Here is a 14,754-nt window from a genome sequence, read left to right on the forward strand (position 1 = left end):
TTCTAGCTTATTGAGATTTTTGAGTCACACTCTTTTGATTTTCTCCTAACACTGCTTCTGCAATATTAACTGCGTGATCTCCAATACGCTCTAAGTTACTAATAATGTCAACAAATACAATACCAGCTGAGCCTGTGCAAGCACCTTCGTTTAAGCGTAAAATATGCTTTTTACGAAGTGAACGCTCCATGCTGTCGATTTGATCTTCTTGTTGCATTACGTGAACAGCTTTTTCACGATCGTTGTTCTCTAGTGCTGCAACAGCTTCTTTAACTGTTGAAATTGTTAGTTCAAACATTTCTGCTAAATCTTTATTAGCTTCAGATGTTACCTTTACTTTGTTAGTAATTTGATAATCAACAAGCTCTACGATATTTTCAAAATGATCTCCAATACGTTCAATATCACGAGCCGTGTCTAAAAGCATTGAATGCTCTTCACTTTCTGAAGCTGACATAGAAGAAGAAGAAAGTAAAATTAAATAGTTAGTAATTTTTTTATCTAAATTGTTAATGGCATCTTCAATTTGTAAAGCCATATCAGAATGCTTATGTTGCTTCGTTTTCAAATAATTGTTTGCTTCTTCTAATCCAATTGTTGAGAATTGCCCCATACGAACGAGCTCTTCTTTTGCTTGTCCTAACGCAATTGATGGTGATTGTTCAATAAAAACTGGATCTAGATGTTTCGGTTTAAAGTCAACTAACGCATCGTCTCCAGGAATTACTTTTGTTACGATTAAAGCCAATAATCCAATAAACGGAAATTGAATAATAGTATTCGTGATGTTAAACGTTCCGTGTGCAAAAGCTATCGTCATCTCTGGGTTTAATGCTAATGTATCTTGTAAATATAAAACAAACTTTGTGAACAGCGGTAAAATAATTAAGAAGATAACTGTTCCAATAATATTGAACATTACATGAGTTAACGCTGCGCGTCTTGCCGCAACGCTTGCACCAATGGATGCTAAAATTGCCGTAATAGTTGTACCAATATTATCACCAAACAATACCGGTAACGCTGCATAAATATCGATTGCTCCTTGGCCAAATAGCTCCTGTAAGATACCAATTGTTGCACTTGAGCTTTGAACGATAACCGTAAATACTGTACCGATGACAACACCTAAAATTGGGTTATCACTCATACTTACTGTTAAGTCTTGAAACGCTTGAAGGGAACGAAGTGGCTTCATGCCATCGCCCATTAGCTCTAAACCAAAGAATAACATCCCAAAGCCAAATACGATTTGACCAAAGTTTTGAACTGGCTTGCTTTTAAAGAAGAATAGCATGAGAGCACCTACAGCTAAAATCGGTAGCGCATAGTCTGAAATTTTAATACCGATAATGAAAGCTGTAACGGTTGTCCCGATATTCGCTCCCATGATAACGCCAATGGCTTGGCGTAAGTTCATAAAACCAGCACTTACTAACCCTACGGTAATAACAGTCGTTCCGGAACTACTTTGAATAAGTATGGTAACTAAAATCCCTGCTAACACACCCATAAATGGGTTGGTTGTAAAACGATCTAGTATATCGCGTAATTTATCTCCAGCTGACTTTTGTAAGCCATCACCCATGAATTTAATCCCAAACAGGAAAATCCCGAGGCCACCGATAAATTCAAATATCATCTTCTGAACATCTAGTTCCAAAGAATTTCACTCCTATCTCTACAGTTTCATTTTTCGACAGACATCTACAAGTCCCACATAATTATTAACGTAAAATAAATGTTGTGTAAACGCTGATTCTAAAAAATTTACATTATCTTAACATTTCATTTACATAACACAGCATCCACATAAAAAAAGTCATTTTTTCACACTTTCATTATGAATATAATGGTAAAATAAAAAGCAAATGTTACTAAAATAAGGAGCTTTGACCATGGAAATGTTTCGCCGCTTTTTAATAAGTACATACCTTCCAAAAAAAGCAGTGATGCTTCGGTTTGAACATCCAAATAAAACCATTGGGTATGTTTTATTGCTAACTGCTTTTTCATTACTACCAGCTTTGCTTTTTATGATACCCACAATTGTAAGCGGTTATCAAAACGCCGTTCAGCATATTGAAACCCCATCCACCGCTGTTTACCTTGAGGATTTCAAACTGTATGAAAAAGAAAAAATAAATGTTTCTAGTTCTTCGTTTACTCTAGATTCCACCATTACAACTGAGGAGATTTCAAGTGCACCGCCTTTATATGGAATAGGGTTGCTAAAAGATGGTGTCTTTCTTGCCATTAAAGGCCAAGTACAGGTCTATTCATACGAACTTTTAGGATGGAATTCTTTAAGTAAAGAAAATCTTTTACATCACTTAAAAGATATTAAAAATACACTTTTTATCTTCATTCCTCTCTCTGTCTTTTTATTATTTTGTTTAACAGCAGGATTAAAGTTTATTCAAATTACACTGTTTGCTGTGATTGGTCTGTACGCGAGTCGCTTCACCAAAAGAATATTGACGTTCAAACAAGCTTGGGTGTTGAGTGCTTACAGCATTACTCCCATGACTGTTCTATTTATGGTAATTGATTTGCTCTCTTATTCTGCGCCTTATTCAACAAGCCTTTATTTAGTTGGAGTGCTATTTGCATATGTATTTATTTTATCTAGGCTTCCGATTAAAAAGGAAAAGCGTACCTCTTTAAACGCTTAAGAGGTACGCTTTATAGTAATTAAAAGAAATGAGCGACTTGCTGCAGTTTTTTGGAAAGTGTGGCTAACTCCTGTCCTATTTTATCAGTGTTTTCAACATTTGTTGAACAGACAGCTGCCCCATTTTAGCTCGTTCATCCATTTCTCTTGTATTTATTGATAATTGTTTCATTTGAGAAATCATACTATCTATATATTGATTCATGTTTTGAAAAAAATTAATATTTTGTTCTGAACTAGTAGTCGTTTGAGAAGCGCCTATTTGTAAAAGATCTGCCATCTCTACTAACTGTCTATTATGGTCAAGTGAATTAGTCGAGGCTTGTTTTAGCATATAACCCGTATTATCAAGAGCAGCAGTTGTTTCTTTTAGTTGTAAAAACATTGATTGCATATGCTCTAACATTAACTGAAAAGACGTAATTAAAGATTTAACTTCAGGAATTTGTTTAAAGGCTACTGTGTAACCTTGGTCCTTAACTTGAAAATGGACAACACCCTCCCCTATTCTTTCCACCTTTTTCTCTAGAGCGTTTGAAATATCTACTGTTACGTTACGATTTTCTACAAGCGTCACAGCTTTTTCCTTCTGCAACAGAATTACTTCACCTGCTATTCCTTCTCTTTGCAGCTCAGCCATTTGTTGTTTTATACTTTGGTTCATTTTACGCTGCAGTTCGTCCGGCTCATTTATATACATTGTCATTAAATTTCTTGTTATTTCAAACGAAGTATTAATCTCTCTTTTCAAACGATTTTCAATCACTGAAACAATACCTTCTTTGGATTTAATATAAGATAAGGCTCCAACTGCAGAGATTGCAAAGATCAATAACAAGATGACAACTGCTAACAACCTTACTGAAAGTGAAAATTGCTGGGATTTTTTCTTTTTTCTCTGTTTGTTCATACTCAATTTTGTTCCCCCCTGTAACTACTAGTCAAAAGTATGACAGAAGGTTGTAAATTCTATGTAAAGAAATTGTTCTCTTTAGGTAAAAAGAACTACTTCGATTTCATTTTTACGACTTTTCTCTTTCCAATATCAACTGAACTGAAGATTCGTAAAATCAACCAGCCACCCGCTATCAGCAAAGTCAGAAAGCTATACACGTACATGCTTTTTTCATTCATCATCCAAATTCCATATACAATGGGTCCTAAAGCAACACCTAGAAATCGCGTTGTCCCGTATAATGACACAACAAATCCTCTTTCTGCATCTGAAGCTGTAGACGTAATCATCATGTTGACGCATGGTAATACAAAGCCAAGCCCACCAAAAGCAAGCGTCAAGCTAAACATTAAAACAGACAGAGAATGAACAAAAATAAGCAAGCCGAACGTTACAAATAATAAACTCGTACCTAGAAGCATTAACTTCTTCATTAGTGCCTCATCGTTTTTAATTCTTTTTCCGCTCCAGTAAGAAGCAAGGGTCATCGCACTGAGAGGGAAGAAAAAAGCTGTTCCCTTAAAAAAACCATCGATATGATACGTTTCCTGAATTAAAAAGGATAGAAAATACAGAACACCAAACACAATAAACAATCCTACCCCTCCTATAAAAAAAAGAGGAAACAATTCTTTTTTTCTTTGGTAAACAATTCGAAAAGCTTGTTGAAAATAAGCTCTAATTCCTAACACATTTTCACTGCCCTTTACATTTTCCACATATCGGCTAATACCTAAAAAAGCCATCAATGCAACCAAAGGATAGACAATAAAAACAGCAGACCATATTACGAGCCCAACAGTTGCACCTATAATAGGAGCAATTACCTTCCCTACTCCGTTATAAACTTCTAATAATCCTAATGCCGTCGCTCGCTTATCATTATGAAATACATCACCTACTAAGGCCATTGCAAGGGTTGTCGTGCCTGCTGCTCCCATTCCCTGTATCACTCGCCCCCCAATTAGAATTGAAAATGCCTCATTTGGTATGACCATGCTTAAAAATGAAATAACACTTCCAACCATAATAAAGGTTAACGAAATTAAAATAAGCTTTTTTCTACCGTAACGATCGGATAGGATGCCTGCAATTGGAATTAAAATGGCAGCCGGGATTGTAAAAGCGCTTAAGATAAAGCCTGTTTGCAATTCGTTTAAACCTAAGGACTGCTGAATATTTGGTAACAGAGGAATCAAAGTAGAATTTCCTAACACCATAATGAGCGGTAACAATCCTAGTGAGATCATCATTAATTTTTCTTTCAAAATAAATTCTCCATTCATAGTTAAAGTTGGACAAGCATAAGCTATAACACCCTGTTTATTTAAAATTTGCTTTCAGGAGGAGCTTATGAAAAGACTATCTGCCCTTGCCGCTCTCGCATTTGTTGGTTATATTTGTCATTATGATATTAAATATGGTACGATCCCTTCCTCAACTGAAGCTGCTCCTGTCATAGCAAATGTTGAGAAAGAAAAACCAACACAAACAACAGCACACTTTATAGAAGTAAGAGTAAAAGCTGGTGATACAGTATTGTCCATTATAGAAAAAGCACTAAAAGGCTCTATTCCCGTTTCAATCAATCAGCTATCAAAGGACTTTACAAGCTTAAACAACGGGCTTTCTCCACATGAAATTCAAGTTGGAAAAACATATAAATTTCCTACTTACAAGTAATTACAGCATACTTCTTGTCAAACAAAGATTGACATTGTTAAAATAAACAAGCGACACTTTATACTAGTTATTTTATCTATAAAGAGTTATTCTATTAATGAATCTAAATTCTTGATTTCTTTTTGAAGGAGAGATTATCACGTGAGTGAAATTATACATCGTACAAAAACACGCCCTGTTAAAGTTGGAAATTTAACAATCGGTGGTAATAATGAAGTAGTTATCCAAAGCATGACAACAACAAAGACACATGATGTTGAAGCAACGGTTGCTGAAATCAAGCGCCTAGAAGAAGCAGGGTGTCAAGTTGTTCGCGTAGCTTGCCCAGATGAGCGCGCAGCAAATGCTATTGCAGATATTAAAAAACAAATCAATATCCCTTTAGTTGTTGACATTCATTTCGATTACCGTCTTGCTTTAAAAGCAATTGAAGGCGGAGCTGATAAAATTCGAATTAACCCAGGAAACATTGGACGCCGTGAAAAAGTTGAAGCCGTTGTGAACGCTGCGAAAGCTAAAGGTATTCCAATTCGTATTGGAGTTAACGCAGGGTCACTTGAAAAGCGTATTCTAGATAAATACGGATATCCAACGGCTGATGGCATGGTGGAAAGTGCATTACATCACATTAAAATTCTAGAGGATTTAGACTTCCACGATATCATCGTATCCATGAAAGCTTCTGATGTAAACCTAGCCATTGAAGCATATGAAAAGGCAGCAAAAGCTTTTGATTATCCTCTACACTTAGGTATCACAGAGTCTGGTACATTATTTGCTGGAACAGTAAAAAGCGCTGCTGGATTAGGTGCTATTTTATCTAAAGGTATTGGAAATACCGTTCGTGTATCTTTAAGTGCCGATCCAGTTGAAGAAGTAAAGGTAGCTCGCGAATTATTAAAATCATTCGGTTTAGCAGCTAACGCAGCGACTTTAATTTCTTGTCCTACATGCGGACGCATTGAAATTGATCTCATTAGCATTGCAAACGAAGTCGAAGAGTATATTTCACACATTAAGGCACCAATTAAAGTTGCCGTATTAGGTTGTGCAGTAAACGGACCTGGTGAAGCTCGTGAAGCCGATATCGGAATTGCTGGCGCTCGAGGTGAAGGATTGCTCTTCCGCAAGGGTGAAATCGTTCGTAAGGTTCCAGAGGAAACAATGGTTGAAGAGTTGAAAAAAGAAGTAGATAAAATTGCTGAAGAATATTATGAAAAACAAAAAGCAGAACAAAATGCTTAAAAAACAGGGTACCGTTTCGGTACCCTGTTTTCTTTGTTAAAAGAACGGGAGGACAAAGGTTCCCACAATAATGGATACAATCCCAATTCCCATTGCCCATGCTCCTAACGTATATGCTCCTTTTCTTCGTGCGATAAACCCTAAAATAATCCCAGCTGCGCCAAGGATAATTGGCAAGAAGAATAACGAAAGAATGGATAGGATTAGCGCAAAACGCCCATACCCTTTCCCTTCATCTCGATCAACTACTTCATGTTCACGATGAATATGCTCTTCACGTGCTGAAGCTGGAACTGCTATCTCAGCAGCCGTTTCTTCCATAAAGTCTGCTTCGTACGCGTCATAATCTATATCCTTACGTCGTTCATGCTGCTTATTCTCCATGTCTATCCCTCACTTTCTGAAATAAAGGAGCATTTATAGTATGTGATGTCATCTTAAAATTATAGTTGTTAATGTTTTCTTACTTTAGTACACTTAACATAACAAGCCGCTAGAGAAGATTTTACAGATTGGAGTGCAATTGGTTGTCTAAACGATTTGGAATTGACATTGATGGAACAGTCACTTCACCCGAAACATTTGTTCCTCATTTGAATAAAGCATTTAATGTAAATTTAACTTACGAAGATATTACGGAGTATGATTTTTTACCTTTTGTAAATGCTACTCGCGAAGAATTAGCACAATGGTTTACAGACAACGAAGCTGCCATTTACAAAACATCCCCTCTTGCTCCACATGCAAAGGAAATTTTGCAGCAATGGCATAAGCAGCATGAGCTCTTTTTTATCAGCGCTCGCTCAGATAAGCTATTGGATGTGACAGAAAATTGGTTTAATGAACATGATGTATCCTTTCATCATATTGAACTAATTGGAACGCACTTTAAAGTAGAAGCAGCGAAAAAGCACAAAGTGGATATCTTTTTTGAGGACAAACACGATAATGCTTGTGATATAAGCGAAGAGTGCGATATACCCGTCATTCTTTTTGATACACCTTATAACCGCCTTCCAGTGCCGTCAAAAGTGGTACGGGTTCATAATTGGATAGAAGCAAATGAATGGGTAAACAATTGGTTAAAAATACAATCATAATTGCAACAATAAAAGGCGAACTTAAGCTAAGTTCGCCTTTTGTTTATAAAATTTAGTTTACCACTTGCTCGTTACAATCCGTACATTTGCCGTAGATTTCAAATTTATGTCCCGTTACATCGAATCCCTTTAAGTCTTCGTTTACATACTTCATTGGACAAGCATCAATTTCTTTTGTTTTGCCGCATTCTAAGCAAATAAAGTGATGATGGTGGTGTTTAGTTGCACATTTAAAGCGGAAGTGCTTTTCACTTGAAAGCTCCGTCATCTCTAATATGCCAAGGTCTGCAAATAGTGATAAGTTACGATAAATAGTATCAAAGCTAAGACCTGGATAATCCAATCGCATATGCTCTAACACATCTTTAGCCGTTAAGTACTTATCCGTTTTTGAAAACAACGTAAGCATTTCTTCTCGTTTTCCAGTATGCTTATATCCTTCATCTTTTAACAAATTAATTGCTTCTGACAAATTCATGTTCTTTTCCCCTTTCGCCCTTTGTTAATCATAATTGATATAATTAAAATTATAACAGCAATGACAACAATTGTACCTCCGGGAGCTAAATCTAAATAGTAAGCTGAAAACAACCCACCTAGTACGGATACTTCTCCAAACATGACCGATAATAAAATGGTTTGTTTGAAACCATTAGCTAAGCGAATGCTCGCTGCTACCGGGAGCGTCATTAAGGATGACACTAATAAAATTCCAACAATTCGCATGGAAACCGCAATAACTAAAGCAACCATTACGATAAATAAAAAATGCACCCATTTCGCTTTAATGCCAGATGCTGACGCATGCTCTTCATCAAAGGATAAAATAAATAATTCTTTATAAAATACGAAAACGAGCGTAATAACTACTACCGCAATACCAATAACCGTCCATAAATCCGATCGGCTTACAGCACTCACGCTACCAAACAAATAATTCATTAGGTCATTGTTAAAGCCATCTGCTAATGAAATACAAATGGCACTAATTCCTATTCCGCCCGATAAAATAATGGGAATGGCTAATTCTTGGTAATGCTTGTAAACCGCACGTAGCTTTTCAATGAAAAGCGATCCTCCAACTGAAGCAACCATTCCTAGATATAGTGGATTTACCCCTTGCATAAACCCTACTTTCTGACTCAATAACAAGCTGAAAGAAATTCCGGCAAGAGTTACATGGCTAAGCGCATCTGCAATAAGAGAAAGGCGGCGCACAACGATAAAAGCGCCCAAAAGCGGAGCTAGGATTCCAATGATCATTCCCGTTGCAAATGCATTGCGTAAAAATTCAAATTCAAATAAACTTGCAATCATGCGTGCTGCCCTCCATGGTCATGGTGATGAGTTAACATATGAATGTCATGTCCATAAAACATGGATACATCATGCTCACAAAACGTTTCAAAGTCCTTTGATTCCCCGTGAAAATGTAAAAATTTATTTAAACACGCAACGTGCGTTACTTTATCAGTGATCGTTCCAATATCATGCGTAACAAGTAACAGCGTAATTCCGTGTTCCTTATTTAGCTTTTCTAATAATTGATAAAAATTTTGAACATTTTGAGCATCCACACCAACCGTTGGCTCATCTAATATAAGCAGCTCCGGATCACTCACAAGAGCACGTGCAATAAAAATACGCTGTTGCTGTCCACCGGATAACTCACCTATGTTTCGATTTATAAACTCACTCATACCAACTGCCGCTATTGCTTCTTTGACTTTTTTTCGATGTGCTGGTGTCATAAACTTAAACAAGCCAATCTTAGACGTTAGCCCTGTTGATACAACTTCAAATACAGTTGCGGGAAAACCACTGTTAAAACTATTTGCTTTTTGTGACACATAGCCAATTTTGCTTCGCTCTTTAAATTTTCTTTGTTCTGTCCCAAATAAGCGAATTAATCCTTTTGAAGGCTTCTGCAATCCTAGAATACATTTAATAAGCGTTGATTTTCCAGAGCCATTTGGACCCACAAGCCCTAAAAAAGACCCTTTTGGAATTGAAAAGCTAATGTCTTCTAAAACATATCTCCCATCGTATTGGAACGATAATTGTTCAACTTCAATAGCATTCGCTATACTCATATCCATCACCATTCTTTTCTATATTTAAGCACGACGAACAGGGCACGGTTTATTGTCTTAGCCGTTACCCCATTCATGTCAGAATCGTTACGATTTAATCATTCTAGTAGTATACCTCAATCCTACTTTGTTGTAAACTTTAACACATAAAGAAAATAGGCACATGTTGCACTTTCCCTCATACAATATATATAACGAGGAGGGATTGACATGAAAATTGTTCAACAAATCGTGAACAAAAAAATAAATAACTTAACACCCAAAGAGTTGCTTAGCTATAGTAAGCAGTATAATGTATTCATTACACCTGAACAGGCTCATACTCTTGTAAACGTCATTAAGCAAAAACCTGTAAATATTTACAATGAATCTGAGCGGCGTTATTTAATTAAACAAATTGCTCAAGTAACAGATCGTGAAACGGCTAAAAAGGTTAATGAGCTGTTCCAAAAACTGATGTAACATAAACAAAGAGTCTAAGAAAAAACGAAATGATTTTTTCTCAAAGACCACGTATGCCTTTTCTAAAGTCTTTAGGCTGTAATAACCAGTTCGTTCCATTGCGCTGCAGACACTCGCTTTCCGCGGGGAGGAATCTGAGCCTCCTCGCTGCGCTGCGGGGTCTCAGCCTTTCCTCTGTTCCCGCAGGAGTCATATGTCTTACGCTCCATTCCACTAGGCTTTTTAACTTATTTTCAAAACAAACAAAAAGATACCCAAACTATCAAAAGTCGTTAACTTCCACTAGTTCGGATATCTCGTTAGCTCAAATACTTATGTCCCAGCTTATTTTAGCTGTTAGCTCATCAGCTTATTTTGTAACTCGGGATCAAACGCTTTTGCTTTTAGCATATCAATTTCAAGCTTATACGGTGCTTTTTTCGTCTTTTTGTCAATACCAACGTACGGCGTTTCTAAAATTTTAGGTACATCCACAAATGCTGGATGATGGACAATGTAATTTAACGCGTCAAATCCAATATGGCCAAATCCAATATTTTCATGTCGGTCTTTTTTAGCCCCACAGCTATTTTTACTATCGTTAACGTGCAGTACTTTAATACGGTCGATACCTACTGTTTTGTCGAATTCGTTTAGCACACCGTCAAAATCATTCACAATATCATAGCCTGCATCGTGAACGTGACATGTATCAAAGCAAACCGACAGCTTTTCGTTATGCGTCACTCCATCAATAATCATAGCGATTTCTTCAAAACTTCTTCCACATTCAGAACCTTTTCCAGCCATTGTTTCTAAAGCAATTTGTACTTCTTGGTCTGGACGAAGCACTTCGTTTAACCCACTAATAATCTGCTTGATTCCTGTTTCTGCCCCCGCTCCTACATGAGCTCCTGGATGAAGCACAATTTGGCGAGCCCCAAGAGCATGCGTGCGCTGAATTTCTGAAGTTAAAAACTCTACTCCAAGCTCAAACGTGGCTGGATTTGTTGTATTCCCAATATTAATGATATATGGAGCATGCACAACGATATTATCAATACCGTTTTCTTTCATATGCTGTAGACCAGCTTCAATGTTTAGCTCTTCAATTTTTTTGCGTCTTGTATTTTGAGGAGCACCCGTATAAATCATAAACGTATTCGCTCCATATGAAACAGCTTCTTCACTAGCACCAAGTAACATCTTTTTCCCACTCATTGATACGTGTGAACCGATTTTTAACATGTTGTTACCACCTCTGTTTTATCGATTATTCCGGCGCTCGCTTCTTTTTTTCTTCTGAACAAATTTTTGAATTTCTCGAGCACGTTTTTTCTTATAACCAGGTTTTACTTTCTTCGGCTTTTGAATTAAGCGACTTGCTTCTTTATCAACGTCATCCGTTTTCTTTTGACGTTTTTTACGACGGTTGCGGTCATCAATTGAAATCCACTCACCGTTTTTTAAGTCTTTGTTCACAAACTCAATTCCCATTTTCTCAAGTCGAATCACTGCATCTTCATCTTCTACATCATACATTGTAGCAGCAATTCCTGAATATCCAGCACGTGCTGTACGTCCTACGCGATGAATATAAAAATCCAGGTCTGAAGGAAGCTCAAAGTTAATTACGTGGCTAATTCCTTCAATATCAATACCGCGAGCTGCTAAATCTGTTGCAACAACGTATTGAAACTCTAAATTTGAGATTTGTTTCATCATTTTCTTACGATCACGCGGCGTTAAATCCCCGTGAATACGACCTACGCGAAGACCTTTTGCCATTAAATCATCCGCTACTTCATCAGCCATCTTCTTCGTGTTGGTAAACACAATAGCTAAATATGGGTTATACGACAAAAGCATATCATGTAAAAGTTTAAACTTGTTACGGTGACGAAGTGGTACTAATACATGCTCTAGCTTAGCTGCTGCTACTTGGTTTGGTGATACGTGAGAATACTTAGGGTTATCCATATATTTTTTCAAGAATGGCTTTAATTTCTCTGGAATTGTAGCTGAGAATACAAGCATTTGAAGCTTTTCAGGCATGCTACTCGCTAAGCGATCTACATCTTCTAAAAAGCCCATATCAAGCATTAAATCTGCTTCATCCACAACGATTGCTGCAGTTGTATGAACAAATAACGCTTTTTCATTCACTAAGTCAAATAAACGTGAAGGTGTTCCAACGACAATTTGCGGCTGTTTTTTTAGCTTTTCAATCGTACGCTGCTTGTCTGTTCCACCAATAAAACATTTTGCCGTAATTTCTTTGCCTTCTTCACAGTACTTCGTAATCTTTAGTACTTCTTTATAAATTTGTGAAGCTAACTCACGTGTTGGTGCCGCAATAACAACCTGTACTTCTTGTTTTGCTGGATTTACTTTTTCTAAAAGAGGAAGTAAATATGCATGTGTTTTACCTGTTCCAGTTTGCGACTGACCAATAACGCTGTCTCCCTTTAAAACTGATGGAATTAAGCGTTCTTGAATTTCCGTTGGGTTATAAAACCCTAATTGCTTGATTGCTTCTATTAAAAATGGCTGTAGCTCAAAACGTTCAAAGTTAGTTTTTTCCATATTAAATCTCCTTTTTTTACTGTCACGTTCAATTTTAAACACAATATATGATTATAATCCATTTTGCTCTCGCTGACTACTGATCATTTCGATTCTAAAAACTTATATTGGGTTTTGCAAACATTTTCGGTACAAATGCATAGGATAAAGAAGAAGTTTACTAACCTAAAGGAGGTGCGCTCTTTGATTCCAAGAAGACCATCCTTTCCCCCTCGTATGCAGAGTCCTTTTGGACCTACTAATACTCAACAAACATTCTTCCCGAATACACAGGGAATCAACCCTCAAGGAACGTCTCGTGGTCCAGGGAATTTACTAGCTCGTATATTTGGAAGAGGTCGTTCTGGTGCCAGAGGTCCTGAAGCCATTGGAGGTTCTGGAGCTGCTGGAGCTCAAAGGATGATTCCACCTACTTCTCTATTTAATACGGTTCAAAGTGCAGCTACACCAGCATCGTCTGCTTCATTATTAAGTAACTTGCAGAACTTAACGAACCCTGCTACGCTTAGCTCTATGATGACCAATATTCAAAAGGTTATTAAAGTAGCTGAAACCATGGGGCCAATGGTACAACAATACGGACCACTCGTTAAAAACGCTCCATCTCTCCTAAAAATGTATCAGCTATTACGAACGGCGGATACAGATGAAGGAGAAGAGAATGACGCAAATAACGATAGCGAAGAAAAAGAAAATGAAGTAAGTAAGCAGGTTGATGGTTTAAAAGAGGACGAAAAAGAAAAAAAATCGGAAAGTGACGAGTTTGATTTTGATGATCAAGAAATTAAATCTGTTAAAAAGGTACGCCAATCAACACCAAAGCTTTACATTTAAGATAAAAAAGGTAGAGAGGTTAACATCTACCTTTTATACATACTTGCATCGAAACTAAGGGCTAATTCCAGTTATTGAGATGAACCATTACAGCACCAATATATTCTTTGTATTATTGTTCATGCTTTTATATAATAGAGAGGAGTTTACAAATACTCGTCACCTTATGATGAGGAGGATACTAATGAAGGTTATAAAAATTGCTCCACGCGGCTATTGCTATGGAGTTGTTGATGCAATGGTTATTGCACGCAACGCAGCTTTGGATACATCACTTCCACGCCCAATTTATATATTAGGCATGATTGTGCATAACAAGCACGTAACAGACGCGTTTGAAGAAGATGGAATCATTACCCTAGACGGTGCAAACCGTTTAGAGATTTTAGATAAAATTAATGAAGGTACGGTCATTTTTACAGCTCATGGTGTATCACCAGAAGTAAAAGAACGCGCAAAGGAAAAAGGACTTGTTACCATTGACGCAACGTGTCCAGACGTAACAAAAACCCATGACCTTATTCTTGCAAAAGAAAAAGAAGGCTATGAGGTTGTCTATATCGGCAAAAAAGGCCATCCTGAGCCGGAAGGTGCAGTTGGAATTGCACCTCACATCGTTCATCTAATTGAAAAAGAAGAAGATGTGGAATCCCTTGCGATTACAAGAGATAAAATCATTGTGACTAATCAAACAACAATGAGCCAATGGGACGTAGCCGATGTGATTGAAAAAGTTCAGGAGAAGTACCCTCATGCTGAAGTTCATAAAGAAATTTGCCTAGCAACACAAGTACGTCAAGAAGCGGTAGCGGAACAAGCCGGAGAAGCCGACGTGACAATTGTTGTCGGTGATCCAAAAAGTAATAACTCTAACCGCCTAGCGCAGGTTTCTGAAGAGATTGCTGGAACAAAAGCTTATCGTATTAGCGATATTTCTGAGCTTGAAGTGGATTGGCTTAAAGATGCTACTTCTGTTGCTGTAACGGCTGGTGCATCAACTCCTACGCCAATTACAAAAGAAGTCATTAAGTATCTAGAGCAGTTTGACCCTGCTGATGAAACGACTTGGACGCGCGAAAAAGCTGTTCCTTTATCAAAAATCTTACCAAAAGTACGTACAAAAAAATCATCCTAAAAAAAGAT

At 37.2% G+C, this 14,754-nt stretch carries 16 protein-coding genes; 7 read left to right on the forward strand and 9 right to left on the reverse strand.

Annotated elements, in window-relative coordinates:
- Positions 1-7: 7 nt before the first annotated feature.
- The gene (locus BFL01S_RS01980; protein WP_174521172.1) at positions 8-1,663 is read right to left on the reverse strand and encodes a Na/Pi cotransporter family protein; all 1,656 of its coding nucleotides are present in this window, start codon (positions 1,661-1,663) and stop codon (positions 8-10) included.
- 235 nt (positions 1,664-1,898) lie between these two features.
- Here BFL01S_RS01980 and BFL01S_RS01985 point away from each other — a divergent pair, with 235 nt between their 5' ends.
- Positions 1,899-2,675 (forward strand): DUF1189 domain-containing protein, encoded by a 777-nt coding sequence (locus BFL01S_RS01985; protein WP_061784746.1) that lies wholly within the window; start codon positions 1,899-1,901, stop codon positions 2,673-2,675.
- 75 nt (positions 2,676-2,750) lie between these two features.
- Here the strand turns inward: BFL01S_RS01985 and BFL01S_RS01990 are convergent, their stop codons facing one another.
- Positions 2,751-3,590, reverse strand: a complete 840-nt coding sequence (locus BFL01S_RS01990) for a hypothetical protein (RefSeq protein WP_061784747.1) — start codon at positions 3,588-3,590, stop codon at positions 2,751-2,753.
- A gap of 89 nt (positions 3,591-3,679) precedes the next feature.
- Complete coding sequence (locus BFL01S_RS01995) at positions 3,680-4,897, reverse strand: MFS transporter (protein WP_061784748.1); 1,218 nt, start codon at positions 4,895-4,897, stop codon at positions 3,680-3,682.
- An 85-nt stretch (positions 4,898-4,982) separates the two neighbouring features.
- Here BFL01S_RS01995 and yqfZ point away from each other — a divergent pair, with 85 nt between their 5' ends.
- Positions 4,983-5,312, forward strand: a complete 330-nt coding sequence (gene yqfZ / locus BFL01S_RS02000) for a protein YqfZ (protein ID WP_061784749.1) — start codon at positions 4,983-4,985, stop codon at positions 5,310-5,312.
- Between the two features lie 150 nt (positions 5,313-5,462).
- Positions 5,463-6,557: a flavodoxin-dependent (E)-4-hydroxy-3-methylbut-2-enyl-diphosphate synthase gene (gene ispG, locus BFL01S_RS02005; protein WP_174521173.1), complete on the forward strand. Its 1,095-nt coding sequence runs from the start codon at positions 5,463-5,465 to the stop codon at positions 6,555-6,557.
- Positions 6,558-6,593: 36 nt separating this feature from the next.
- Here ispG and BFL01S_RS02010 read toward each other — a convergent pair whose 3' ends face one another.
- Positions 6,594-6,941: a DUF4190 domain-containing protein gene (locus BFL01S_RS02010; RefSeq protein ID WP_061784750.1), complete on the reverse strand. Its 348-nt coding sequence runs from the start codon at positions 6,939-6,941 to the stop codon at positions 6,594-6,596.
- Positions 6,942-7,084: 143 nt separating this feature from the next.
- Between BFL01S_RS02010 and BFL01S_RS02015 the strand changes: the two genes are divergently transcribed.
- Positions 7,085-7,657: a 5' nucleotidase, NT5C type gene (locus BFL01S_RS02015; protein WP_061784751.1), complete on the forward strand. Its 573-nt coding sequence runs from the start codon at positions 7,085-7,087 to the stop codon at positions 7,655-7,657.
- Positions 7,658-7,709: 52 nt separating this feature from the next.
- On the opposite strand, the gene BFL01S_RS02020 is transcribed toward BFL01S_RS02015, so the two are convergent.
- Genes BFL01S_RS02020 through BFL01S_RS02030 form a run of 3 tightly spaced genes read right to left on the reverse strand, consistent with a single transcriptional unit; the run spans position 7,710 to position 9,750 of the window.
- Positions 7,710-8,135 (reverse strand): Fur family transcriptional regulator, encoded by a 426-nt coding sequence (locus tag BFL01S_RS02020; protein WP_025911602.1) that lies wholly within the window; start codon positions 8,133-8,135, stop codon positions 7,710-7,712.
- Complete coding sequence (locus tag BFL01S_RS02025) at positions 8,132-8,974, reverse strand: metal ABC transporter permease (RefSeq protein WP_025911604.1); 843 nt, start codon at positions 8,972-8,974, stop codon at positions 8,132-8,134. Before BFL01S_RS02025 ends, BFL01S_RS02020 begins: the two co-directional genes overlap by 4 nt.
- Entirely contained in the window at positions 8,971-9,750 is a 780-nt protein-coding gene (locus BFL01S_RS02030; protein ID WP_078989269.1) for a metal ABC transporter ATP-binding protein, read from the reverse strand. Before BFL01S_RS02030 ends, BFL01S_RS02025 begins: the two co-directional genes overlap by 4 nt.
- A gap of 210 nt (positions 9,751-9,960) precedes the next feature.
- On the opposite strand from BFL01S_RS02030, the gene BFL01S_RS02035 reads away from it, so the two are divergent.
- Positions 9,961-10,212, forward strand: a complete 252-nt coding sequence (locus BFL01S_RS02035; RefSeq protein ID WP_025911607.1) for a DUF2624 domain-containing protein — start codon at positions 9,961-9,963, stop codon at positions 10,210-10,212.
- A 336-nt stretch (positions 10,213-10,548) separates the two neighbouring features.
- Here BFL01S_RS02035 and BFL01S_RS02040 read toward each other — a convergent pair whose 3' ends face one another.
- Positions 10,549-11,439, reverse strand: a complete 891-nt coding sequence (locus tag BFL01S_RS02040; protein ID WP_061784752.1) for a deoxyribonuclease IV — start codon at positions 11,437-11,439, stop codon at positions 10,549-10,551.
- Positions 11,440-11,457: 18 nt separating this feature from the next.
- Complete coding sequence (locus BFL01S_RS02045; protein WP_025911611.1) at positions 11,458-12,777, reverse strand: DEAD/DEAH box helicase; 1,320 nt, start codon at positions 12,775-12,777, stop codon at positions 11,458-11,460.
- Positions 12,778-12,951: 174 nt separating this feature from the next.
- Here BFL01S_RS02045 and vrrA point away from each other — a divergent pair, with 174 nt between their 5' ends.
- Together vrrA and BFL01S_RS02055 are read left to right on the forward strand one after the other, a co-directional pair.
- A complete protein-coding gene (gene vrrA, locus BFL01S_RS02050) occupies positions 12,952-13,611 on the forward strand; it encodes a VrrA/YqfQ family protein (RefSeq protein ID WP_390894723.1) in 660 nt (219 codons plus the stop codon).
- 184 nt (positions 13,612-13,795) lie between these two features.
- The gene (locus BFL01S_RS02055) at positions 13,796-14,746 is read left to right on the forward strand and encodes a 4-hydroxy-3-methylbut-2-enyl diphosphate reductase (RefSeq protein WP_061784754.1); all 951 of its coding nucleotides are present in this window, start codon (positions 13,796-13,798) and stop codon (positions 14,744-14,746) included.
- Positions 14,747-14,754: the final 8 nt, after the last annotated feature.

Origin of the sequence: Priestia flexa NBRC 15715, from assembly GCF_001591565.1 — a bacterium.
In the GTDB taxonomy this organism is placed as follows: Bacteria; Bacillota; Bacilli; order Bacillales; family Bacillaceae_H; genus Priestia; species Priestia flexa.

What these genes read in the sequence shown, in the direction of transcription:
- BFL01S_RS01985 (WP_061784746.1), top strand. Translation starts at nt 1,899, where the DNA reads ATGGAAATGTTTCGCCGCTTTTTAATAAGTACATACCTTCCAAAAAAA.
- yqfZ (WP_061784749.1), top strand. Translation starts at nt 4,983, where the DNA reads ATGAAAAGACTATCTGCCCTTGCCGCTCTCGCATTTGTTGGTTATATT.
- BFL01S_RS02010 (WP_061784750.1), bottom strand. Translation starts at nt 6,941, where the DNA reads ATGGAGAATAAGCAGCATGAACGACGTAAGGATATAGATTATGACGCG.
- BFL01S_RS02020 (WP_025911602.1), bottom strand. Translation starts at nt 8,135, where the DNA reads ATGAATTTGTCAGAAGCAATTAATTTGTTAAAAGATGAAGGATATAAG.
- BFL01S_RS02025 (WP_025911604.1), bottom strand. Translation starts at nt 8,974, where the DNA reads ATGATTGCAAGTTTATTTGAATTTGAATTTTTACGCAATGCATTTGCA.
- BFL01S_RS02030 (WP_078989269.1), bottom strand. Translation starts at nt 9,750, where the DNA reads ATGAGTATAGCGAATGCTATTGAAGTTGAACAATTATCGTTCCAATAC.
- BFL01S_RS02035 (WP_025911607.1), top strand. Translation starts at nt 9,961, where the DNA reads ATGAAAATTGTTCAACAAATCGTGAACAAAAAAATAAATAACTTAACA.
- BFL01S_RS02040 (WP_061784752.1), bottom strand. Translation starts at nt 11,439, where the DNA reads ATGTTAAAAATCGGTTCACACGTATCAATGAGTGGGAAAAAGATGTTA.
- BFL01S_RS02045 (WP_025911611.1), bottom strand. Translation starts at nt 12,777, where the DNA reads ATGGAAAAAACTAACTTTGAACGTTTTGAGCTACAGCCATTTTTAATA.
- BFL01S_RS02055 (WP_061784754.1), top strand. Translation starts at nt 13,796, where the DNA reads ATGAAGGTTATAAAAATTGCTCCACGCGGCTATTGCTATGGAGTTGTT.